Here is a 23,443-nt window from a genome sequence, read left to right as displayed (position 1 = left end):
GCACGGGGCTCTATAGCATCGTGCGATAACTGGGGGGATGGCCTGCCGGGTGTGCGTCAGGGCACCAGAACGGGAACAGTCTTGCTGCTCTGGCGGATGTCCAGAGGCGTTGCGCCGAAGGGATCTCCGTCGACCTGGGCAGCCACGTGGCCTGAGGATCTGATCGTCGCTCTGGTAAACGGTTTTACGACCGCACCGCGCGCCTTGTGGATGCGGCCCATCAGCAGCGCCAGCCCGTAGCGCATGGACGACCACGGGTCGTCCTTTTCCAGAACCAGCATGTGCAGCCCCGGGTCGGTGGCGCCGCCCGGGCAAATGACAAACGGGCCACCATAGTGGCGGGCATTGCTGGCCACGGCAAATTTGCCGGACAGGGTCTCGCCATCCAGTGTGACCTCCAGCGGCGTCGCCTTGCGGGAAAAGCCCGTCTTGAACGCCGTTATAACATAGGCCAGTTTGCCCAGTTTGCGTTTGAGGGCAAGTGGCACGGCATGCACGACCTCTGCGTCAAAGCCGGTGGAGGCCATCAGCACAAAGGGATGGCCATTTGCGAGCCCGAAATGCAGCGGCTTTGTTTTTTGCTGCGCGATCATGTCTGCAATGGCACGGGGTGTGCGCGGCAGGCCAAGTTCCAGCGCCAGCACATTGGCGGTTCCAAATGGGATCACCGCAAGCTGGGGCGGTGTGGGGTGGGTCTGAAAGCCGTTCAGGGCCTCGTTGATCGAGCCGTCCCCGCCTGCCACGACCAGGGTTTTCACTCTGGGGGAGAGATCGGCACAGACTTCACCGATTTCACCGGCATGACTGGTCAGCTTGATTTGGGTGCGGAACCCGTGATCTTCCAGCCGTATGCGCACATTGTCCAGAAAGCCGGGCTTGTATCCGCCGGATGTCGGATTGGCCATGATCAGCACATCGCCGACGATATCCTGGGCGGCTGAACGTGGCGAAACCGGAGCGGACCACCAGAAAACTCTCACGTATTTTCCTTCATGTAGCACAGGCCGGTGCTGAAGCCCTTGGGACGCTTTATACGCCTGTCTGATCCAACGTGGAACCGGACTGCCGGGACGCCCCGGCAGCACAAACAGCGGCAAATGCAAGCTCTATAAAGGAAAAGACGGAAAAGGGCGAGCTTGAAGCCTGGGTGCCGAACCTGACCGGCCCGTTTCAGCGGAACGGCAGCGTTGCGTCGCTGGCCCGGTACAGCGCATCGCGCTGCGCGAAGCGCCTTGCCGAAGGATCTGCTTTCCAGCATCAAATGGTGCAGACTGATCGCACGAGGCTCTAAGGTACGGTGGGACAAGCTCCGGAACATGCGTCAGACTGGCAGCAGAGGCCCTGGCTTACTTGAACGGCGCCATGCCGCCCCGGGCCAGTTCATCCGCCTTTTCATTGCCGGGGTGGCCCGCATGCCCCTTGATCCAGTGCCAGGTGACATCGTGGCGGCTCCGGGCTTCGTCCAGGGCCTGCCAGAGATCCGAATTCTTCACCGGCTTGTTGGCTGCGGTGCGCCAGTTCTTGCGTTTCCAGCCTGCCAGCCATTCCTTGATGCCGCTGCGCACATAGGTGCTGTCCGTATAAAGATCGATGGCGCAGGGCCGTTTGAGGGCATTCAGCGCTTCAATGGCAGCCGTCAGCTCCATGCGGTTGTTCGTGGTTTCCCGTTCGCCGCCCTTCAGTTCTTTTTCATGCTCGCCGAAGCGCAGAAGGACGCCCCAGCCGCCCGGGCCGGGATTTCCGGAACAGGCGCCGTCCGTATAGATGGTTACGCGGTTCTCGGTGCTCATTTGCTCAGGCCGTACGCCTCCGTGCCGTCAACTGTCTGATGGAAACGCAGTTTCTTCAGATATTCCAGCGGGTCCTTGGGGGTCACCAGCGCTCCTTTCGGAACGCTCAGCCAGTCATAGAGCCGGGTGAGCAGGAACCGCAGGGCCGCCCCGCGTGACAAGGTCGGCAGTGCGTCATATTCCCTGTCCGTCAGGGGACGCACATCCGAATAGCCCTTCAAAAGGGCCCGGGCCTTGGTCACGTTGAAGGAGAGATCCTTCTCAAAACACCAGGCATTCAGGCAGATGGCAATGTCATAGGCAAAGGCATCATTACAGGCGAAATAAAAATCGATCAGGCCGGAGAGCTCATCGCCAAGGAAAAACACATTGTCCGGGAACAGATCCGCATGGATGACCCCGCCGGGCAGATCCGGCGGCCAGACCGTTTCCAGATGCGCAAGCTCACTGCCAATCTCTTCTTCCAGGCCCGGATGGACACCGTTGCTCCGGCCGCCGCACTGCTCAAACAGGGGCCGCCAGCCGGTGACGGCAAGCGCATTGGCACGCTGCCCGTGATAATCCTGACCGGCCAGATGCAAGGCGGCCATGGCCTTGCCAAGTTCGGCGCAATGTTCCACCCGCGGGCGTTTGACCCACATGCCTTCCAGAAAGGTCACCAGGGCTGCCGGGCGCCCGGCCAGGGTGCCAAGCAGGCTGCCGGAGCGCGCGGGCACCGGCGTCGGGCAGGACAGGCCCTTGGCGGCAAGATGCGTCAACAGGTTCAGAAAAAACGGCAGGTCGTCCGGATTGACCCGCTTTTCATAGAGCGTGAGGATGAACGACGCCTTGTCGGTGTGAACCAGAAAATTGCTGTTTTCGACACCTTCGGCAATGCCCTTGAAGGACAGCAGGCGCCCCACGTCATAGCCGCCGATGAAGGCCTGCAACTCTTCATCGGTCACGTCCGTATAAACTGCCATTCTACTATCCGGTGGCCGCTTGCGCAGGCGAGACGGTCTCTCTCAATTCGCGCGGCAGATTGAAGGAAATGGTTTCCTGAGCGGTGCGCACGGTTTCCACCGTGACGTCAAACCGTTCTGTGAAGGCATCGATAATTTCCTCCACCAGGGTTTCCGGGGCAGAGGCACCCGCTGTCAGGCCCAGGGTGCGCACATCGTCAAAATCCCGCCAATCGATATCGCTTGCCCGCTGGATCAGGACCGACACATTGCAGCCTGCCCGCTCGGCAACTTCCCGCAGGCGCTGGGAGTTGGAAGAGTTCGGCGCGCCAACCACAATCATGCCATCGACACTTGGGGCCACATGCTTGACCGCCTCCTGGCGGTTGGTGGTGGCGTAGCAGATATCCTCCTTATGCGGCGCGACAATCTCGGGGAAGCGTTCCTGAAGCACAGCAACAATGCCTGCCGTGTCGTCGACCGACAGGGTCGTCTGGGTAATATAGGCAATCGGCCGGTCGGAGCGGGGTTGATAGGCGCGGGCGTCCTCTTCCGTCTCGATCAGCGAGACGGTGCCGTCCGGCAGCTGGCCCATGGTGCCGATGACTTCCGGGTGGCCGGCATGGCCGATCAACAGAATTTCCCGGTCTCGCCGGTTATGGATCTCGGCTTCCTTATGCACCTTGGAGACCAGAGGGCAGGTGGCATCCAGAAAGAACATGTTGCGCGCCTGCGCGTCCTGCGGCACTGATTTCGGCACCCCATGTGCGGAAAAGATCACGGGCCGGTCCAGATCGGCCGCCGGGATCTCTCCCAGTTCTTCAACAAAGACGGCGCCTTTGGCCTTGAGCCCATCCACAACGAATTTGTTGTGCACGATCTCGTGACGCACGTAGACGGGGCGGCCGTATTTTTCCAGAGCCAGCTCAACAATCTGGATCGCCCTGTCCACGCCTGCGCAAAAGCCGCGCGGCGCACAAAGCTTGATCGTCAGGGCCGGTTTCGTCTGTGGGGTGTTGCTCATTGTGCTCTTTCAGCAAACCTTCATGGCCGCAATAAGAGGGGGATGCCCTGTCCTGTCAAGTCAGCCGAAGGTCCGGGCACTGTCTTTCGGCCACATTCTTCAACAACCAATATGGGGCTGGATTGGTTCTCGCCAAGCAAATCCGCACCTGCTATGACACTGCGCCAAGTTTGTTTTCGATCCGACGGGTAGATAATGATCACTGTATTCCAGGCTGCAATTGCCGAGAGACTGAAGATTTTCCTAACGGCAGGCCTGTGTGCCATGGCCTTGAGCGGCTGCGGCGGTGGTCCTGAAAGCATGGCCGGCAAGATTATTACCGGTGGTCAGAAACCGATCGAAGTGTCTCCTGAAACTTTTGCGCCTCCGGTGAAATGCCCGCCTCTGGAGCTTCGGTCCAGCACCTATTTGATCCAGAAATATGTGCGTGGCAAGCAAGACGAAAAAGAGGGCCTGCTGTATCAGGCAACCATTGAAGACTGGGCCAATACCTGTACCCAGGAAGCGGATGGCCAGCGCCGGATGAAACTGGGCCTGTCCGGAGATGTTACGCCGGGACCTGCCTGGAAGGGGGGGGAAGTGGTGCTGCCTGTGCGCGTGGCCATTGTGCCGGCCGGGGCCGGGGCCAAACCGCTCAGCTCCGAAATTCTGAGCGTGCCGGTAACCGTCGGCGACGATGCACCCGCGGAAAAATGGACCCTGATCGAAAACAAGTTTCTGATCCCGCAAGGGGCCAGCGTGAAGGTTGTCTTCGGTTTTGATGACGGCAAGCGCCGTTAGGTGCGCGCCGGTTGCCCGGCTGCGGGCGCAGCCTGATAGGACCCGTTTTGAAGGTGATGAAACATCTTCCGTATTAATTCCAATGCGGAAGATAAAATTGTTTCAAGGTCCTTGCCAGATGACTTGAAGCTAATCGTCTTTTGAATGAAAGATCCCTTGAAAGCCGTTGTTTTATTTAAGGCAACGATCAGGGTGCCTTGACGTGCAGCAGCCGGTTTCTACATGCTTGCAGTGTTGACAAGACATGGTCCGGTTCACAAACGTCTCATTTCAGCGGTGCCCGCTCGCAAGAGCTCCATCGGTCCGCACCCGGCGTCGGCACAAAGGACGCCACTTGCCGGGTGACTGTCATGATCCGCCTGATGGCTCCCTGTCCTGTCTCGTTGGGTCACGGGACCGGATTTTCTCCAGCGGTCTTGAAACCATGCCCTTGGGGAGGACTGGTCATGTTGGACGCCTTGGCTGAAACCGGAGTGCGGGAAACTCCTCTTCACGATCTTCATGTGGAGTTCGGCGCACGCATGGTGTCCTGTGCGGGCTATCAGATGCCGCTTCACTATCAAGGCGGCATTGTCAGCGAACATCTGCACACCCGGGCGAACGCCGCCCTGTTCGATATCTCTCACCTGGGCTTGGCCTTTGTGTGCGGTTCCGATCACGCAACAACCGCCTCGGCCCTTGAAGCCTTGACCCCCTCCTGCTTTGCCGGTCTGCTGCTTGGCCAGCAGCGCTATACGGTGCTGCTCAACGAGGAGGGCGGGATTGTGGACGATCTCCTGGTGACCCGGTCCGCATCGCCGGAAGATGACGGCCGCTTGATGCTGACCGTCAACGCGGTGCGCAAGCAGGCCGATTTCGCCTGGCTCACAGATAAGCTCCCGAGCCCCGTCAGGTTGACGCCCGTTGAAGACCGGGCGCTGCTGGCGCTGCAGGGGCCGGATGCCTATCGGGTTCTGGTTCGTCACGCGCCCGAAGTGGCTGGTCTTGAGTTTCTCTCAGCGTCCTCAATGGAGTTCGACGGGATCGACTGTCACATTTCCCGGTCCGGTTATAGCGGGGAAGACGGGTTCGAACTGTCGGTGCCCGCTGGAGCTGCCGAGCCGATAGCCAAGGCTTTGCTGGCGGATGACCGGGTCGCGCCGGCCGGTCTGGGCGCCCGGGACACACTGCGGCTGGAAGCGGGCTTGTGTCTTTATGGCCTGGATCTGGATGAGACAGTCTCTCCCGTGGAGGCAGGGCTTCTGGCCTGCCTGCCGAAACGGCGCCGGGAACAGGGCGGCTTTCCCGGGGAACAGCGGATTTTGCGGGAGTATCACCACAAGCCCGTCCGCCAGCGCATTGGGCTGCGCCTGAACGGGCAGGTTCCCATGCGCGCCGGCGCGGAGATTGCCCTGCCGGATGAAGGGCCAGTCATCGGCCGTCTGACCTCGGGCGGGTTTTCTCCCTGTTTGGGTGGTCCTATCGGCATGGGATATATTCCTCCAGTTCATGGGCGAATCGGAGCACGGCTGGAGGTGGTTGCCCGTGGACGCCGTCTGGCAGCAACGGTCACGGAGCTGCCCTTTGTGCCGGACCGGACCTGCAAACGAAAGAAACAATGATCTTCAGGGGGCTGAACCAACCATGACCATCTATTATTCCAAGGACCACGAGTGGATTGCCGTCAAGGACGGTGTCGCCACCGTCGGCATCACCGCCTACGCCCAGGAACAGCTGGGGGACGTGGTCTATGTGGAACTGCCGGAGACCGGGGCCGATTTCGCGCAAGGGGATGAGGCTGCTGTTGTAGAATCAGTGAAGGCGGCCAGTGAAGTTTATGCGCCGATTGACGGGGCCGTGGTTGAGACCAATCAGATCCTGGCGGACGCGCCGGCCAAGGTGAACGAAGACCCGCAAGGCGCCGGCTGGTTTCTCAAGATGAGTGTTGCGAACCCGGACCAGTTGACCGGGCTTCTGGATGAAGCAGCCTACAAGACCTTTCTGGAGACGCTCTGACCCAATGGCATCTCAATATCATTCAGCTCAGGTGGAATGGGCCTGCGACGGGGACTATGCAGCCAATGCTTATTCGCGCGCGCATATCTGGCGGCTCGATGGCGGGCTCGAAATTCCGGCAAGCGCTTCGCCAAAAGTGGTAGCGGCCCCTTATTCTATTGAAGCCGCCGTTGACCCGGAAGAGGCGTTCATCGCATCCATTGCCTCATGTCACATGCTCTGGTTTTTGGACCTGGCACGGCGGGCCGAATTCCTCGTCGCCTCCTACCGGGACAAGGCTCAGGGGGAACTCAGCCGCATCGGACGTGGCCGGATGGGGATCTCCAAGGTGGTCCTGAAGCCGGAAATTACGCTTGTGGCGGATGTCATGCCGGATCAGTCCTGGCTGGCGGATCTGCATGACAAGGCGCATGAAGTCTGTTTCATCGCCAATTCGGTGAAATGCGAGATCCTGATCGAGCCGGAACCGGTCAGACTGCAGGCCCCTTGAGCAGCCGGTCTGCCCGGAGCTGAACTGCTGGAAACACGGAATTGGCTGTTCACTCCCGTGTCCGTGCGCTGGACACGGGAGTGAGACATGCTTTGTGTCTTGAGCGTATCGCGAACGGACAGAAACAATTCGCGCAAGATCTTATTGACAATTTAGTTGTCGTAATGACAAATTAATTGTCATGAACCGATCTGTTGAACTTTACGAGATCATTCAGCTGATCCGGCCGGCCCACCGCCGGCTGGCCCGGGTTGTCGAGGCCAAACTGGCAGGGACCGGCGTCACGGTTGCCATGCGCGCCGTCATGGAGGTTCTGGACAGGAGCGGCCCGATGCCGGTGCCGGAGATAGGCCGGACCCTGTTTCTGGCGCGCCAGCAGATTCAGCTGGTGGTCAATTCCCTTGAGACTGCGGAGCTTGTGGTCCGGCAATCCAATCCGGCCCACCGGCGCTCCCCTCTTTTTTCGTTGACGGACACAGGCCATCAGCTCTTTTCACAGATCCGGACGCGGGAGAATGTGGACATCGATGCGGTCAGCGGACTGTTTTCGGACAAGGACCTGTCCGCGACTCAAAAAGTGCTCTGCGCCTTACTGGATCATTTCGCGGAATTCGAGGACGACCCGGATTGTCCCAAGGCGCTTGAATAGCTGTCACGCTTCAAGTCCCAGTTCTCACGTCACTACCAAGAGGGAGAAAGGATTTGTCTGTGTTTTGGGGTGTCATGGGGGCGATGCTGCTGCTATTGGCGGGACTTGGTGCCTGTCTTGGCTATTATGCCCGCAAGCTGGCGACGCCCACGCAAGGGGAGCGGATTGACCTCACCCAGCGGCCCAATGTGGCCCTGGTTGTGATCGACGTGCAAGAGGACTTCACCCGCGCGCCGGGCAAAAGCGCCTTTGCGCCGGAACTCTGCGAGCGTGCCCTGACTGCAATCAATCTGGAACTCGACGCGGCCCGGTATCAGGATCTTGAGATTGCGTTCATTCGCAATGTGTTCCGAGACTGGCCGGTGATCCAGATGAGGAAGCTTTTTGCCGGTGGCATGGACACTCCGGGCCGGGCGGGGCTGGCATTCGACAGGGCGCTGAAGGTCGGTCAGGCGTCGGTTTTCGAAAAATCGGTCGGCGACGCGTTTTCCAACCCGGAATTCGAAGCCTGGCTGGCGGACAACCGGGTCGGCACGTTGAGACTGGTGGGGCTGGATGCCTGCCACTGCGTACAGCTCACAGCCAAAGGCGCCCTGTCCCGGGGCTACCGGGTCGAGATCCATGAGCCGGGAACCCTGACGGCCAGACCAGCGAAATGGCCTGGAACTCGGCAGGCCCTGGAACATTCCGGTGTGGTCTTTGCCTGATCATCTGGAACAATCCGGCCATCTGTGATCTTGGCGACAGCATGGCCGTGTGGCAGCCTTATCTTGCACAGGCAGTGCGGACGGGACCTGATTGCACAGACGGCAAGTGGGACTGCGTCCGCCAGCTTTGAGCAAGGAAGGAGCGAAGGCGTGCTTCGAGTGAGTGTTCGGAAACCGACGGAGCTGACGTTCCGGCTGATGCAAAGTGAGCGGCCGGGGCTTTCGGTGGCAGGCAAGTCAGGAATCGACCCCAACCGTCACTTGCCGGACGACTGGCTGGTGCTTTTGGCCGGTTGCCCGCGGTCGGAGTGGATCGGGCATCAGGGCTTTGGCCCGGTGGCGGGAATGTGGTTGAACCGGCATGACGGATTCCGCCATTTTGCCAACAGCCTGACCGCCCTGGTCGGGCAACTGCGGGAAGGGCAGATCCCTGCCGATCGCTTTGGTCCCATGTTCTTGCCTCGCCTGCAGCAATTTCTGTCCGAATTGCACAGCCACAACATGATCGAGGATCACCAATATTTTCCCGCGCTGATGGCGGCTGAGCCGCAGTTGGTGCCGGGGTTTGAGTGTCTGGAATCCGACCATGCCGAGCTGCACGGGCGGATGGGCGCCGTAGCCAGTGCGGCCAATGAGCTCTTGTCCGGGCTTGGAGCCGGAGACCTCACGTCGGCTCTTCCGGCTTTGGACGACTTCACCGTTGCGATTGAGGCGCTTCTCATTGGTCTGAAACGCCATCTTTCGGATGAGGAGGATCTGATCATTCCGATCCTGCTCAGCCGGGCGGAGCCGGAGTTGAACTTCGCTTAATCTCCTTGGGGAGCCCTGCGGCCGCCGGGACCTCCGCAAAGGCCTGGAAAGTGTCTTGGCATTTCAGGCTTGACTCTGCCCGCCACATCGCGCATCAGAAGGGCCATGAACAAGATGTCCGCAGCCTTCGTGTACTTTTATTACGTCACCGACATATCGGCGGCTGCGTAGGATCTTGCTTAACTGATAGACCCCAAAAGCCGCCGCGTCAGGCGGCTTTTTGGTTTCAAGAAGGCTCCTGGCGGGGACACCAGGAAGCCGAATATGACCAACCATATGATTGAAGCCGGAAAACCGGCAACGAAACTCAAATCCGAAGCGCTTGCCGTGCTTCTGGAACGTGGCCTCGTACACCAATGCACGGATCTGGAAGCGCTGGATGCGCGTCTGAGCGCCGGTCCTCTCACCGCCTATGCGGGGTTTGATGCAACCGCCGCCAGCCTCCATGTGGGCCATCTGATGCCGCTCATGACCATGCGCTGGCTGCAGAAGCTCGGCCATCGGCCGATCCTGGTTCTGGGCGGTGGCACCAGCCAGATCGGCGATCCGAGTTTCCGCAATGACGCCCGCCCGCTTCTGGAAGAACGCCAGATCGCGGCTAATATCCGCAGCATCCGCCGGTCCGTTGAGCGTCTTGTTGATATGGATGGCCCGGATGGGGCGCTTCTGGTTGACAATGCGGAATGGCTAAAGGAGTTCCGCTTTCTGGAATTCCTGCGCGACTATGGCTCCCAGTTCACCGTCAACCGCATGATGACCTTTGAAAGTGTCAAGTCGCGTCTGGAGGCGCAGATGCCGCTGACGGTTCTGGAATTCTGCTACATGATGCTTCAGGCGGTTGACTTTCTGGAACTGGCCAAGCGCCTCGACTGTGTCTTGCAGGTGGGGGGATCGGACCAGTGGGGCAACATTGTCAACGGGATTGAGCTGGGCCGCCGGGACGGGCGCAAGCTGCACGGCCTGACGGTGCCGCTGCTGACAACGGCGAGCGGCGCGAAGATGGGCAAGACCGCTGCCGGGGCGGTCTGGTTGCATCCGGAACATCTCTCCCCCTTCGGCTTCTGGCAGTTTTGGCGCAACACGGCTGATGCGGATGTTGGCAAGTTCTTGCGCCTGTTCACCGAATTGCCGATCCGGGAGGCTGAACGCTTGTCCGATCTGCAAGGGGCCGAGCTGAACGAGGCCAAGAAGATCCTGGCGACCCAGGTCACCACGATTGTGCATGGGCCTGAAGACGCCCGTGCCGCGCTGGAGCAGGGCGATGCCCTGTTTGCCGGGGACAGCGCTTTGCTGGAGCCGACCCACAAATTACCCCTGAAGACCCTGGCCGAAGGGCTGGGACTTCTGGAACTGGTGGTGGCCATCGGCTTTGCCGGGTCCAATGGCGAGGCCCGCCGTCTTGTGGAAGGGGGCGGGATACGCCTCAATGGCCGCATCATCGACGATCCGCGCCGGCGCATCGCCACCGGGGACCTGAAGGCCGACGACCGGCTGGACGTTTCGGTCGGCAAACGCCGCAAGGCTCTGGTCGGCTTTGAATGATCTGACAGCCTTCCAGCGCCGCCCCGGGCTGGAGCAAGCCGCGTTCATATGGGTTCAGACCGCTTTGTCTCTTGCATTGAAACCTTTGGTTTCTGGCAGGTAATGCCAATCCGGTGAAACGCGTTTGGCTCTCGTGCCGGGGCTGGCCCAGGCTGGAGGGGCGTGGTCTTGGGTCCGGTCCGGAGCAGATCTGCGCAAGGACACGCCTTTTTTAAAGAATGCGCTGTCTCCGCTTTCTGGTCTATGCTTCGGACTGATAGGCTTGTCCCTGTGGTGCCTCCCTGGTGCCCGAGGAAAGGAACCGCGGATGGAAGCAAGAACATTCGTTCTGGTGCATGGCGTCTGGCATGGCGGCTGGTGCTGGTCGCGGGTTGCCCGGATTTTGCGGGCGCGGGGCCACCGGGTCACGGCCCCCACCCAGACAGGGCTGGGCGAGCGGGCCCATTTGCTGTCGCCGGATATTACGATCGGCACCTTTGTCGAAGACATTGTTCAGCATCTACATTTTGAAGATCTGCACCAGGTTGTTCTGGTTGGCCACAGTTTCGGCGGCATTCCGGTGACCGGTGCAGCGGACAAGGTGCCGGAGCGGATTGCCAAGCTGGTCTATCTGGATGCGATCATGCTGGACAGTGGCGAGACCTGGCTGGATCTGCTCCCGGGGGAGATCGCCCGCGACCGGTCGGCTCTGGCGCAGACCTCCAGCGGTGGTCTGTCCCTGCCTCCGGGCGCGCCGGACAGTTTTGGCCTGAGCGATCCGGCAGATGCCGCCTTTGTCGCGTCCCGGCTGACACCTCATCCTTTCAAGACCTTCACAACGGCGCTCGATCTGAAAAATCCCATCGGCAACAATCTTCCCGCCGCGTATATCGAATGCACCGATCCGCCGTACCGGCCTGCGGCGATTGCCCTTCAAAGGGCGCGGAAACTGGGATGGCCCGTTGAAAAGATCGCGACCGGACACGATGCGATGGTAAGCGCACCAGAGGCTCTGGCAGACCTGCTCGAAAAGCTGGCATGAAGCCGCGTCTTTAAAGAACATGTTCGAGGTATGAGCGGCATCCCGGAGGCCGGGCTGCCGTTTTCACATGGTCCAGCGTTGCAGCGATCCGACGTTGCCCTTCAGCTCGGCCCGGCTTTGGTGAAGAAAAACCAAGACACAGCTTGTAGAACAAAGAGCGTATCCAGCGTGCACCCAGAGCGCCACAACGTCTGCTACTGCACCAGATAGGTCAGCGCGCCCCGTCCGGGCAGGAAAAAATAGGCTCCACCCCGCACCTTGACGAAGTCTTGCATGCCTTTGATGACCAGAGGACCCTGTGGGGTGGGAATGGTCAGGCGCCCGCCCTTGCGGCCCCGGCCCAGAAGGGAGTCGACCTCGCCATCGAGCCCATGAAACAGCCGGTCCATACACCAGGTTTGCTGCACGAATTCGAACTGGCGTTCCAGATTGCCATTCAGGCACATGAACAGCAGCCCCGGATTGTCAGCGGCCTCCTGCCCGGCGCCGGAGGCTTCATATTGCCGACCCATGCGCAGGATGCGGTGCCTGTTGGTGATGGAGAGTTCTTCCGCCCCCTCCTGCGGATGCAGGCTTTCGCGGGGATTGGACCGGCGGATATGGGCCCCGAACGGGCAGCGGAAACCGGACGGGTCCGTGTCCCCGAACAGAAAATCATTGTCCGGCGTCTCTCCGCCCGGTTTGAACGGATGACGGACCAGGGACGTGCCGTCCTTCCAGCGTCCGACCATCTTGGCTTCAATCCACTCTTGAAGCGCCTTGCCGCTGGCCCCTGGAGGCGTGCCCGGGCGGCCCGTGATCTGCTCTGCGGCGGTTTTGGAGAATGCATGAAACGTGTCCACATCCTGTTCAAGCTGCCGGATCACGAGATAAGACCCGTTGCGCCCGAAATTGCGCTGGGCGGTGGCTTCCCCGGCAGAGAAGTCCGGCCAGTCTTCGGCTTCCGACAGGGGCTTGTGGGTGGGCAGCAGGTTCCGGGGATCGTCCTTGGCGCTGAAAAGCGGCGTTGTCGGCATATAGTTCCGGTTGTCCGGATAACCGAGAATGAATTCGCCGGGCGCGACCAGATGAATGGCATTCGCCGGATCGATCGAGCGGCGGCTGCCTTTGATGACAGGCTGGGAAATGCCGTCGGCAAATCCGAACGCCTCCCGTTCGATCTTGCCTTTGCCGGGCCCGGTCTTCGAGATGATCTGATGCACCAGGTGGCAACCATGTGCACTGATCAGCCCCGTCTGGACCGCCACCGTTTTCTCAAGCCCGTCCTCGGTCGCATAGACCAGCAGGGCAACATCCACGCTTCTGTCCGCGTGCCCCCACCACCAGTCTTCCGGTTTATCGTCCCCGGTGTCCTTTAGAACATACTGGGCGCGCACCGGTTCATCCATGCCCTGCCGGAACGCGGCCGGGAAAGCCCCCAGCTGGGTCTCGTTCAGGCCCAGCTTGCGCAAACCGCTCTGGGTGAGGGCAATCAGGGCTGCCTTTTCGTGGGGGGGGCGGTCGCCGAAACTCACATGGGGCGCGGCCGCCTTGAGCCAGGCCTTGGCCGCAGCGGGCGTGTCCGGCAGCCGGATCAGAAGACAGGCGGCCTTGTTGAGCGCCGCCATTCCGCCAAAGAGGATGGACTGGATTTCCTCGGTTTCGAGCGCATGGGCCGGAAGCCGGCGGGACCCAAGAAGAGAGAGCCATTCCCTTGCCTGGCTGTCGGTCTCGCCTTTCAAAAGGCCATAACGGATCAGGGCATTGCGCCGGACCAGATCGGTGGTCGCATTGGGATAGGCGGAGTACCAGAACAGGGTGGGGCGTTGCTGGCGGCGGGCCCAGCGTTTGAACCTGTCCCCATCCGTTGCCCCTTTGAAAAAAAGGTTTTCGGTTCTGGGATATCCTTCCGTATTGTTCCACACCCCTGTCAGTCCCGAAGAGGCCTTGGTGATGAAGTCTTCCAGATAGCTTTCCCAGCTGCCGCCGAAATTGGAAAAGAACAGCAGCTTGTCCGTGCCCGGCAGCAGGATCCAGCGGGCGAAATGAATGGTGCCGATCTTGCCGAGAAAACCGGGGCGGAACACATGGGTTGCCATCTGGGCGATGAACCAGAAGGCGAGACGCAAGGTGAGGCGGCGCAAGAGGCCTGGCTTCATCTTGGAGATGCCATAGAGGTGGTTGACGCTGCCATCATTCTCCCGGGCCATCACCGCGCTCAGAATGTTGAAATCCGGTGCCAGATCTTCGGCCGGGTCCGTGCGCTCCTTGTGCCGCAGCAGCCCGTAGAGGGCTGCGGCGATCCCCAGCAGCAAAACCGCGCCCCCCAGCAGTGTGAGCACGCCCATGGCGACCGCATACCAGAAGCCCGAGGTGCTGAAGGCTGCAAAAAGACACCACAGGAGAAACAGGCCAATCACGATCAGATAGGGCCAGGCGAAGGTTTTCAGGCCATTGAGGGCCACCTTTGCAAGCGGCAGCGAGACGGGGCCGGAGGCCCTGGCGAACGGAACATCTTCGGGGCGCATCATGTCCCGGAACTCCGGCAGCTCGCCCATCTGCGCGCGCACGGTCTTGAGAATGTCGAGAGGTGTTCCACTCACCGTGCCGCTGGAGACAATGTCCCGGACCCTGTCCGCGAAGCGCTTCTCGGCACCGATCCGGAGTTCGGTCAGGCCAGGCGTGCCGGAATGATTGAGGCCGGGCGTGCTCAGGAGCCCCCAGCCGGTGTCATGGGAATGGTCGTCGATGAACGAGGCAAGCCCGCCCGGCCTGATCTCGTGCCCGGCAAGGGCGAGGATCTCTGTCAGTGGCGTTTCCAGACGCCGGGCGAGATCCTGGATCGCGGCCGCCTTGCTGCCATCCTGGCTGGATTCGGCAACCAGAAAAGCCCCGTGGCCGCTTTCGGGGTCGGCGGGCAGCACATTGATCGAGATGAAGTGAACGCTGCTGCCGTCAAGCATCTCCCGGATCTCCGGCGAAACCGGATTACCAAAGCTGACCAGCTTGTCTTCAATCGCGTTAAGGTTCTGATTTTCAACTTGAAATGAAAATGTAAGAAACTACGTGTCATTCTAAAAATCCTTAAAATTACCTTAGGTAAGATTTTAGGATAGTGCAAATTCAACAACGGGGACATCTTAAAGTTTATTGGTATATTCGATGCAATTTCATTTCAGTCTTGTTCGCTCAGGTGAAGGCCTTGGTAAAAGGCATTCACCGCGCACAGAAAGGCAAGGCAAAGCCGATGCAACGCGGCTTGCACTCACCCCCACCCGCGGATAGGGGAACAAGAAAACCCCGCCCTCTTGCGAGGGCAGGGCTCAGTCAGGACCGCGGGGATCGCGTCTAGCTTTTTTGCTTTGGCAGCCTGCTTATGCCTGCAGGCGGGATCTTATCTCCTTGCGCAACTCATCAATGGGCGCCTTGGCACTGCCGTCCTTCGTGTGCCAGAAGGTCCAGCCGTTGCAGGCCTCCTGGCCCTGGACAAGCGCGCCGACCTTGTGGATTGACCCGGTGTGATCGCCTGACTTCAACGACCCGTCGGCCCGCACGACAGCCACATGTTTGCCCTTGGAGCAGGTCAACTCGACCCCCGGTGTCAGCAGGCCGCTTTCCAGAAGCGTACCGAAGGGAATGCGTTTCTGGGCACGTTTGCCCTTCTGCATTTCCAAAGCTTCACTGTCGCCCGGTTCAACCGCCGCGATACGCGCCGTTGCTGCGTCGATATACGCCTGTTCCCGTTCCACGCCGACGAAGTTGCGGCCGAGTTTCCTGGCAACGGCGCCAGTCGTTCCCGTGCCGAAGAACGGGTCGAGCACGACATCGCCGGGCTGGGAAGAGGCGGTCAGGACCCGGTAGAGCAGCGCTTCCGGTTTCTGGGTCGGATGCACCTTCTGACCGTTCTTGTCCTTCAGCCGTTCTGAGCCGGTGCACAGTGGCAGGTGCCAGTCGGAACGCATCTGAAGATCGTCGTTGAAGGTCTTCAGCGCATCATAATTGAAGGTCGGCTTGGCATCTTTCGACTTCACCGCCCAGATCATGGTTTCATGGGCATTGGTGAACCGTTTGCCCCGGAAGTTGGGCATCGGATTGGATTTCAGCCAGACAATGTCATTCATGATCCAGAAGCCGAGATCCTGAAGGATCGCGCCAACCCGGAAGATATTGTGGTAGGATCCGATCACATAGAGAGATCCATCCGGCTTCATGACCCGGCGCACCGCCAGGAGCCAGGCCCTGGTGAAGGTGTCATAGGCCTGAAAGCTCTCGAACTGGTCCCAATGGTCGTCGCAGGCGTCGACCTTGGACTGGTCAGGCCTGTGCAGGTCGCCGCCCAGTTGAAGATTGTAGGGCGGGTCTGCAAACACCAGGTCCACGGACCTGGACGGCAGTTTCTCGAGGGCGGACACGCAGTCGCCCTTCAAGATCGTGTTGAGCCAGGAAGCAGGGGCTTCCGATTTGTCTTTAGGGTGGGGTGCCGCTAAGGACACCCCGGTACGCAGTACACTCATTGCGACGCATTACCTCACGCAATTTCAAGTGTCATGGTTACCGGGTTTGGTAAATCAGCGGTTAAGTAGACAAAAGAAAAATATCCTTTGAATCAATGCTTTGTTTACAATCGTAAAAGTTAAATGAGAAGTTAACGCCGTCAGCCGGCCGAAAAGGCCAGAATTCTGCTGATTTCATTGAGCGTGCGGCCCGATGTTGTCTTCCAAGTGTTAAAGGCCTCCTGGACAGCTTTTAGATTTTTTTTCGACATGCGATCATTCTCAATGACATTTTCGCGCAAAAGCGCATTAACCACGTCCCCGGTCAGCAGGAAACTTTCCTTGCCCATGAACCGCAGCGCGATCTGGCCTGTGGTGCCGCCAAGGCGGCTGCCCCGCTTTTTCAGGGTTTCCATCAGGCCTATCTGATCCTCCACCGGATAGTGGGCGAAGAACCTGGAGGCACTGCCATGTTCTGCGGCGAGGTCTTTCAGGAAAACCGCATTTTGCTGCACGGAGCGGATTTTGGCCCCGTTGCGCACGATCCGCGCATCCTTGAGCAGGGCCTCAAAGGCTTCATCGGGCAGAAAGGCGAGGCGGGCCACATCAAAGCCCTCAAAGGCCTCTTCGAAGCCTGGCCATTTTTGCTCGATCACCTTCCAGCTGAACCCGGCCTGGAACACACATTTGGTGAACATGGCTAGCCAGCGGTCATCGCCAAGGGTTTCAAGTATGTCAGGGGCCTTGGGCAAAGCATGTTCGTCGAGCAGCGCGGCAAGTTGTTCCGGTCCGCCCTTCTTCTCTTCTGCCAGGGCCGCGAGCTCGTCGAAAGAGCGCATCTGAATGTCCTCCATGTGAAGCTAAAGATACCGGATACGTCAGAGGAACGTCATGTTTGTGACTGTACTCCATCGCGTAATTCCGGCTGCCACTCTCCAGGGCCTATGATGCGGGGGCGTAGCACACGCCCCAGGAGGTCTGAAAAGAGAGTGACCGTGCCCAAGTAGGTTGGGTTTGATGTCTCGAAGGAAAAGACTTTGCTCTGTGCGAAGGACCGGGATGGCAAGGTCGTTTGTCATGGTGAGGTTGCAAGCGATCCTGTGTCGTTTTTCGCGGCGCTGAAGGCGAACTGCATTGTCCAGAGCGGATCACTAGGGAAAGGGGACCTGGGGACACTGGCTGGTGAAGGCGCTATACCAACCTCACTAGATAGAAACCTATCTGATGGCGCTGGTCCGGATTGGCCGGCAAGGCGCGTTGCGCAGGACGGCCTGGTTGGCCGTTCAAGCGGCGCAACGCAGTCCGGCGGGCCGGACCAGGCCACCGAGGCCGTGTTTGAGGACTGTTCAGCTGCGTCCCAGGTTTTGAACGATAAACCATATCGCCCTGCAACCTGCTCCTTGCCGAACAGTCCCCAAACACGGTCAGATCGGTTCCTATCTAGTGAGGTTGGTATGACATGCCTTGGGATTGATGTGGACCTGACATTGCCCTTGCTTTGGCCCGGTTGATCAAGCGCGCTACCGCTCGCCGGTCTCCCTGGACCGCTCGAACCGCCTGAGGGCGAGCGACAGTGTGATGGTCATCATCAGATAGATCAGCGCGACCACATTATAGGTTTCGAAATAGCGGAACGATCCCGCCGCATAGACCTTGCCGAGCTGGGTGATGTCCGCGACCCCGAGGACGGACACAAGGGAGCTGTCCTTGATCATGGCCACGAAGTCATTGCCCAAAGGAGGCAGGATGGTCTTGAGCGCCTGGGGAAATACAATCAGCCGGAATCGCAGCCAGCGATTCATGCCGAGCGCTTCCGCCGCTTCGATCTGCCCCTGGTCTACCGCCTGAATTCCGGCCCGGAAGACTTCCGCGATAAAGGCCGAATAGCCGATGGTCAATGCGGCAACCGCGCGCCACAGCAGCGGGAAATCCCGGGTGCGCAAGGGATCAAACCCGGCCGGTTCCAGAAGCGCGTTCAGCCCGGCCACCACAAGCGGCGTACCAACAAAGGCGATGTAGAGAAGAAGGACGATGATCGGCAGGCCGCGCACGATCTCCACATAGAAGCGGGCGCATTGCCGCAGGATCACGGACGGGGACAAAAGCGCCAGCGCCAGCAGCAGTCCGAACAGAGAGGCCAGCAGGAAGGCAACCAGCGTGACGAAGATGGTCAGGCCAATTCCCCTGGAGACCGTGGCCATGACCTTGGAATAGATATCGTCCGTGCCGATCTGAAACAAAAGGACCGCCGCAATAGCACAGGCCACCAGCAGCCAGTAGGGGAACTCCTTTTGGGCAGCGACTTTGGAAGAGGAAATGTCTTGCATATTGCCGCCCTGGGCTTGTCATGCTCAGCCGCGCGCCGCACAGCTCTCAAGAGCAGCTTCAGACCCGCCGGGCCGGGGCTGGCCCGGCGGGTCCTGGATGCCTGTGGTGTTGATGTCAGTGATCGGCCTTGTAGTCGAAGAACCACTTCTTGTTGAGAGCGTCCAGCGTGCCGTCCGTCTTCATGCTCGCAATGGCTGCGTTGAAGGGGGCAACCAGATCCGAGCCCTTGGGAAAGATGAACCCGAATTCTTCTGTGCCCATCGGGTCGCCGATCAGTTTGAAGGTGCCGGGATTGGCATTCACATAGCCCTGGCCGCCGGTGCTGTCGGTCAGCACCAGATCCACATCGCCAGTCTTCAGCGCCTGGACGGCGGCCCCGAATGTCTCGAACAGCCGGATGCGCGGATTGTTCTCATCCCCGTCGAGCACTTCATAGACCGTGACATAAAACGGGGTTGTACCGGGCTGGGCGCCGGCTAGAAAATCAGAATTGGCCGCAAAGCCCTCCGGTCCGGTGAAACGGTCTTCGTCCTCACGCACCAGCATGAACATTTCAGAGCGCATATAGGGATCGGAAAACGCGACCTGCTGGGCCCGGTCCTCGCGAATGGTGATGCCATTGATGGCGACATCATATTCACCGGCTGAAATGGCCGGGATCATCGCGTCCCAGCTCACATTTTCATAGGTCACCTTCATGTTCAGCCGTTTGGCCATTTCCGCAAGCGCATCATATTCCCAACCGGCAGGTTTGCCGGTTTCCGGATCAACGAATTGCAGCGGCGGATAGGTGTTTTCAGAGGCGATTACCACGTCACGTCCGCCCAGATCCGGCAGTTCCGTGGCCGAGGCGGTGCTTTGGGCAGCCAGGGCGGTGGAAAGGGCAAGGCCAAGGGATAGAAGGACACGTTTCATGGGAAGCTCCTGAACAAATCGTGCCGGGATCTTACAGAGATCGGGCAGCCCGGAAAAGACCTTGGAGCGCAGTTCGGCCCCAGGCTGGACCCGCCGCGGCCAGCGGTGGGGGACACGGGGCGGGAAAGCGCCCTGGCGCAAGGGAAACCCGCAGCGGATCTGAAGGGGCTTTCTGCGCCGCTGGCAGCGTTGAAAAGGCCTGCTCACGCAGAAAAGTCAAAAACACCTGTTAAATCTATTGACCCGCCACGCACAGAAACGGACTGTGCCCTCCATAACAACAATAAGGATCCTTCATGTCCAATTTGATCAAAGGCGATTTTCCGGTCTCTCCCCGGCGGGTCCGGCTCGCGCCCTCTCACCCTCTTGAAGTCTTCACGGATTCCCGTGAGGCGGTCGCCCGGCTGATCGAGATCTTCGAAGCCAACACCGCCTTTTTGCGGACCCATTTCAAGGCCCTTCTGGACGGGCAGGAGATCGAGGAGAGGGTGCGGGCCTATTATCCGCAAGTGCGCATCGTCACCGACAGCCATGTGCGCCTCGACAGCCGCCTGTCCTATGGCTTTGTTTCCGGCCCGGGCACCCACGCATCCACCATTACGCGGCCGGATCTGTTCCGGCACTATCTGGAAACCCAGCTCTCACTGTTGATGAAAAACCATGATGTGCCGATCCTGGTGGGCGACAGCGACATGCCGATCCCGCTGCATTTCGCCTTTTACGACGGAACCCATGTGGAAGGCGGGGCGGCAGCGGCCAATCTGGACCAGCCCCTGGCGGATATCTTTGATCTGCCGGACCTGACCGTGATGGACGATTCCATTGCCAACGGCACCTATGAGCCGGCGGACGGCATCATGCCGCTGGCCTCTTTCACGGCGCCGCGGGTCGACTATTCCCTGCACCGGCTGCAGCACTACACGGCAACGGCGGCAGAGCATTTTCAGAACTATGTGCTCTTCACCAACTATCAGTTCTATATCGACGAATTCTGCCGCATGTCCCAGGAGCAGCTGGCCGATCCGGACAGCGGCTATGAGGCATTTGTCGGGCCGGGCAATCTGATCACGCTGGCGGGCGAGCAGGAACCCTGCTGCGGCACAGCGCCGCTGAAACTGCCCCAGATGCCCGCTTATCACCTGAAACGGGCCGACGGCAGCGGCATCACCATGGTCAATATCGGCGTCGGGCCCTCCAACGCCAAGACGATTACCGATCATATCGCGGTCCTGCGGCCCCATGTCTGGCTGATGCTTGGCCATTGCGCGGGACTTCGCAACAGCCAGACCTTGGGCGACTATGTGCTGGCCCATGGCTATGTGCGCGATGACAATGTGCTCAATCAGGACCTGCCGGTCTGGGTGCCGATCCCGCCCCTGGCGGAGGTGCAGGTGGCGCTGGAAGATGCGGTCGCCGAAGTCACCGGCATTGACGGCTATGAGCTGAAACGGCTGATGCGCACCGGCACAGTTGTTTCCCTGGACAACCGGAACTGGGAACTCTGGGACCAGCCGGAACTGGTGAAGCGGTTTTCCCAGTCACGGGCCATTGCCCTGGATATGGAATCGGCCACGATTGCCGCCAACGGGTTCCGCTTCCGGGTGCCCTATGGCACGCTGCTGTGCATTTCCGACAAGCCGCTCCATGGGGAGCTGAAACTTCCCGGCATGGCCACCGATTTTTATAAGCGCCAGGTGGCCCAGCATCTTGAGATCGGCATCCGTGCGGTGGAGAAGATGCGCACCATGACCGCCGAGCGCCTTCATTCGCGAAAATTGCGCAGCTTTGCCGAAACCGCCTTCCAATAGGCGGATCATCGGTTCGGAAGCGCCTCAGGAGCATGCCCGGTCCCGTCTGGAAAACGGACATGCTCACCCCATGCGGGGGGAAAGTCCTGGCCCAGGCCCGGTCTGTTCTCCTGCTGAAAGGGCGCTAACCCTTTCACAGACATGACAAAAACTTAATTTTTCAGCGGCCGGTGAGTCTCGGCATTGCCACATTTCATCCTTAATTGAATCAGCACCCAATGGGGCGGTTCTGCCTGCCTTAGGGTGGTTAAATCCCCGTGTGGTTTCCTTCTGATAGTTCCAAACATACTCGCCATACACATCTCTAGAACCAAGAATTTTACGTTATAACATAACGTAAAATTCTTCGAATTCGGACATATCCCTTGCTGGATCGAGATCCCTTTCTTTCTTCCCTTATGGCAAGGACGGTGTTGCACCGTCTGGCTGGCGTGGGGCTGCTGCTTGTGCTCCTGTGGCTCTGCGTCGCGTGGGCGGTGGCGCTGCCATGATCCGTTTGGACCGCTCCCAAGAAACGGCCTCTCAAGCGGCCCCGGCCGCACGCGGTCCCATCCGGTTGAGCAATGTGACCGTGGCCTATGACCGGCACCCCGCGGTGCATCATGTGTCCGGCCTGTTCGAGCCGGGCAGCCTGACTGCCGTGACCGGGCCGAATGGCGCGGGGAAATCAACCCTCCTGAAAACCCTGATGGGGGAGCTGCGCCCGGCCGAAGGCAGTGTGGATCTTGGTGGGCTGAAAAAACAGGATCTTGGCTACCTGCCTCAGGCCGCTGAAACCGAACGGCATTTCCCCTTGAGCATCGCCGACACGGTGATGATGGGCGCCTGGCGGATAACCGGTGCTTTTGGCGGCGTGACACGCGAACTTGCGGACAGGGCCCGCGCAGCCTTGTCGGCAGTCGGTCTGGAGGGCATGGAACGGCGGGCCATCGGTGCCTTGTCGGCCGGGCAGTTCCAGCGGGTCCTGTTCGCCCGTCTGTTGCTTCAGGACGCGCAGGTCATTGTTCTGGATGAGCCGTTCACGGCCATCGATGCGCGCACCACCCGCGATCTTCTGGAGATCGTGCTTCGTTGGCACGGGGAAGGGCGCACGCTGATTGCCGTTCTTCACGACTTCGAGCAAGTGCGCGCGCATTTCCCGCAAAGCGTGCTTCTGGCCCGACAGCTGATCACCTGGGGCCCGACAGAAACGGCCCTGGCCCCGGAAAACCTGCTGAAGGCCCGGGCCATGGCCGAAGCCTGGGACGAAACGGCGGATGTGTGCGCTCAAGCCGGAGGGCTTGGCAGATGACTTTTTATGACAGCGTGATCGCCCCCTTTGCCGATTATGGTTTCATGCGCCGGGCGCTTGTTGCCTCCGTTGCGCTGGGGCTCGGCTCCGGGCCGGTGGGGGTGATCTTGATGCTGCGGCGCATGAGCCTCATCGGAGATGCCATGAGCCACGCCATTTTGCCCGGGGCCGCCATCGGTTTTCTGATTGCCGGGTCCCTGTCGATGCTGGCCATGGGCCTTGGCGGGCTCGTGGCCGGGCTCAGCGTGGCGCTTCTGTCCGGATTTGTCACCCGGACAACATCCTTGAAGGAGGATGCCAGTTTTGCCAGCTTCTACCTGACCTCCCTGGCGCTCGGTGTGCTGATCGTCTCCTTGCGCGGGTCGAATATCGACCTGCTGCATGTTCTGTTCGGAACAATTCTGGCGATTGATGCCAAGGCGATCTACCTGGTGGGCGGCATCACATCCTTCACGCTGGTGATGCTGGCCATTGTCTACCGTCCGCTTGTCGCCGAATGTTTCGACCCGGGCTTTTTGCGGGCCGTTGGCGGCCTCGGGCCAGCCTATCATCTCCTGTTCCTGTTTCTTGTGGTGGTCAATCTTGTCGCCGGATTTCAGGCCCTGGGTACGCTCATGGCGGTTGGCATGATGATGCTGCCGGCTGCGATTGCCCAACTCTGGGCCCGCACGCTTCCCGGCATGTTCGCTATTGCCAGCACCAGCGCGGCCGTGTCGGGCCTCATCGGGCTGCTGGTTTCCTACCATTTCCAGTTCGCTTCCGGGCCGGCGATCATCCTGACCGCCAGCCTGCTCTACGGCGCCTCACTCATTGCTGGTCCTTCCGGCATGGTGAGGCGTCTTCTCAACCGTCCGCATCTTGCGGGCTGACCTGTTGGAGA

The 23,443-nt window shown here is 60.0% G+C and carries 21 protein-coding genes; 12 read left to right on the top strand and 9 right to left on the bottom strand.

The features are described from left to right. Positions 1–56 precede the first annotated feature (56 nt). From ACXAIC_RS12570 to ispH, 4 genes are all read right to left on the bottom strand, one after another. On the bottom strand, positions 57–980 hold the full coding sequence (locus ACXAIC_RS12570) for a diacylglycerol/lipid kinase family protein (RefSeq protein ID WP_475179026.1): 924 nt from the start codon (positions 978–980) through the stop codon (positions 57–59). A 366-nt stretch (positions 981–1,346) separates the two neighbouring features. Next, complete coding sequence (rnhA, locus tag ACXAIC_RS12565) at positions 1,347–1,790, bottom strand: ribonuclease HI (protein WP_475179022.1); 444 nt, start codon at positions 1,788–1,790, stop codon at positions 1,347–1,349. After that, entirely contained in the window at positions 1,787–2,752 is a 966-nt protein-coding gene (thrB, locus tag ACXAIC_RS12560) for a homoserine kinase (protein ID WP_475179017.1), read from the bottom strand. Before thrB ends, rnhA begins: the two co-directional genes overlap by 4 nt. A gap of 4 nt (positions 2,753–2,756) precedes the next feature. Continuing rightward, a complete protein-coding gene (gene ispH / locus ACXAIC_RS12555) occupies positions 2,757–3,755 on the bottom strand; it encodes a 4-hydroxy-3-methylbut-2-enyl diphosphate reductase (protein WP_475179012.1) in 999 nt (332 codons plus the stop codon). Between the two features lie 195 nt (positions 3,756–3,950). Between ispH and ACXAIC_RS12550 the strand changes: the two genes are divergently transcribed. The 9 genes from ACXAIC_RS12550 to ACXAIC_RS12510 all read left to right on the top strand — a co-directional run bounded on the left by ACXAIC_RS12550 (position 3,951) and on the right by ACXAIC_RS12510 (position 11,749). Further along, positions 3,951–4,535, top strand: coding sequence for a hypothetical protein (locus ACXAIC_RS12550; RefSeq protein WP_475179008.1), 585 nt, complete (start codon positions 3,951–3,953; stop codon positions 4,533–4,535). A gap of 446 nt (positions 4,536–4,981) precedes the next feature. Beyond that, positions 4,982–6,136, top strand: a complete 1,155-nt coding sequence (gene gcvT / locus ACXAIC_RS12545; RefSeq protein WP_475179003.1) for a glycine cleavage system aminomethyltransferase GcvT — start codon at positions 4,982–4,984, stop codon at positions 6,134–6,136. Positions 6,137–6,158: 22 nt separating this feature from the next. Further along, entirely contained in the window at positions 6,159–6,530 is a 372-nt protein-coding gene (gene gcvH / locus ACXAIC_RS12540; protein WP_475178998.1) for a glycine cleavage system protein GcvH, read from the top strand. 4 nt (positions 6,531–6,534) lie between these two features. Beyond that, complete coding sequence (locus tag ACXAIC_RS12535; protein WP_475178994.1) at positions 6,535–7,020, top strand: OsmC family protein; 486 nt, start codon at positions 6,535–6,537, stop codon at positions 7,018–7,020. A 181-nt stretch (positions 7,021–7,201) separates the two neighbouring features. Then, the gene (locus ACXAIC_RS12530) at positions 7,202–7,669 is read left to right on the top strand and encodes a MarR family winged helix-turn-helix transcriptional regulator (RefSeq protein ID WP_475178990.1); all 468 of its coding nucleotides are present in this window, start codon (positions 7,202–7,204) and stop codon (positions 7,667–7,669) included. Between the two features lie 59 nt (positions 7,670–7,728). Further along, positions 7,729–8,376 carry a cysteine hydrolase family protein gene (locus tag ACXAIC_RS12525; RefSeq protein WP_475179210.1) on the top strand — a complete coding sequence of 216 codons (648 nt, stop codon included), beginning with the start codon at positions 7,729–7,731 and terminating at the stop codon, positions 8,374–8,376. Between the two features lie 159 nt (positions 8,377–8,535). Then, positions 8,536–9,186 (top strand): hemerythrin domain-containing protein, encoded by a 651-nt coding sequence (locus ACXAIC_RS12520; protein WP_475178985.1) that lies wholly within the window; start codon positions 8,536–8,538, stop codon positions 9,184–9,186. A gap of 264 nt (positions 9,187–9,450) precedes the next feature. After that, entirely contained in the window at positions 9,451–10,728 is a 1,278-nt protein-coding gene (gene tyrS, locus ACXAIC_RS12515) for a tyrosine--tRNA ligase (protein ID WP_475178981.1), read from the top strand. Positions 10,729–11,035: 307 nt separating this feature from the next. Next, the gene (locus ACXAIC_RS12510; RefSeq protein WP_475178976.1) at positions 11,036–11,749 is read left to right on the top strand and encodes an alpha/beta fold hydrolase; all 714 of its coding nucleotides are present in this window, start codon (positions 11,036–11,038) and stop codon (positions 11,747–11,749) included. Between the two features lie 194 nt (positions 11,750–11,943). Here ACXAIC_RS12510 and ACXAIC_RS12505 read toward each other — a convergent pair whose 3' ends face one another. From ACXAIC_RS12505 to ACXAIC_RS12485, 5 genes are all read right to left on the bottom strand, one after another. Beyond that, entirely contained in the window at positions 11,944–14,691 is a 2,748-nt protein-coding gene (locus ACXAIC_RS12505) for a Dyp-type peroxidase (RefSeq protein ID WP_475178972.1), read from the bottom strand. Between the two features lie 411 nt (positions 14,692–15,102). Next, positions 15,103–16,242: a DNA methyltransferase gene (locus ACXAIC_RS12500; RefSeq protein WP_475178968.1), complete on the bottom strand. Its 1,140-nt coding sequence runs from the start codon at positions 16,240–16,242 to the stop codon at positions 15,103–15,105. Between the two features lie 140 nt (positions 16,243–16,382). Then, entirely contained in the window at positions 16,383–17,060 is a 678-nt protein-coding gene (locus ACXAIC_RS12495) for a DNA-3-methyladenine glycosylase I (protein ID WP_475178963.1), read from the bottom strand. Between the two features lie 681 nt (positions 17,061–17,741). Beyond that, positions 17,742–18,548 carry an amino acid ABC transporter permease gene (locus ACXAIC_RS12490; protein WP_475178960.1) on the bottom strand — a complete coding sequence of 269 codons (807 nt, stop codon included), beginning with the start codon at positions 18,546–18,548 and terminating at the stop codon, positions 17,742–17,744. Between the two features lie 115 nt (positions 18,549–18,663). Then, positions 18,664–19,464, bottom strand: coding sequence for a transporter substrate-binding domain-containing protein (locus ACXAIC_RS12485; protein ID WP_475178956.1), 801 nt, complete (start codon positions 19,462–19,464; stop codon positions 18,664–18,666). A 296-nt stretch (positions 19,465–19,760) separates the two neighbouring features. Between ACXAIC_RS12485 and ACXAIC_RS12480 the strand changes: the two genes are divergently transcribed. The 3 genes from ACXAIC_RS12480 (at position 19,761) to ACXAIC_RS12470 (ending at position 23,432) form a co-directional block, all read left to right on the top strand. Then, positions 19,761–21,272 (top strand): AMP nucleosidase, encoded by a 1,512-nt coding sequence (locus tag ACXAIC_RS12480; RefSeq protein ID WP_475178951.1) that lies wholly within the window; start codon positions 19,761–19,763, stop codon positions 21,270–21,272. A 487-nt stretch (positions 21,273–21,759) separates the two neighbouring features. After that, positions 21,760–22,563, top strand: a complete 804-nt coding sequence (locus ACXAIC_RS12475) for a metal ABC transporter ATP-binding protein (RefSeq protein WP_475178948.1) — start codon at positions 21,760–21,762, stop codon at positions 22,561–22,563. After that, positions 22,560–23,432, top strand: coding sequence for a metal ABC transporter permease (locus tag ACXAIC_RS12470; RefSeq protein WP_475178946.1), 873 nt, complete (start codon positions 22,560–22,562; stop codon positions 23,430–23,432). Before ACXAIC_RS12475 ends, ACXAIC_RS12470 begins: the two co-directional genes overlap by 4 nt. Positions 23,433–23,443: the final 11 nt, after the last annotated feature.

The organism is Roseibium sp. AWQ4_254 (assembly GCF_056161025.1).
The sequence above is the reverse complement of the archived record's forward strand: the minus strand, read 5'-3'. Positions and strand labels throughout refer to the sequence as shown.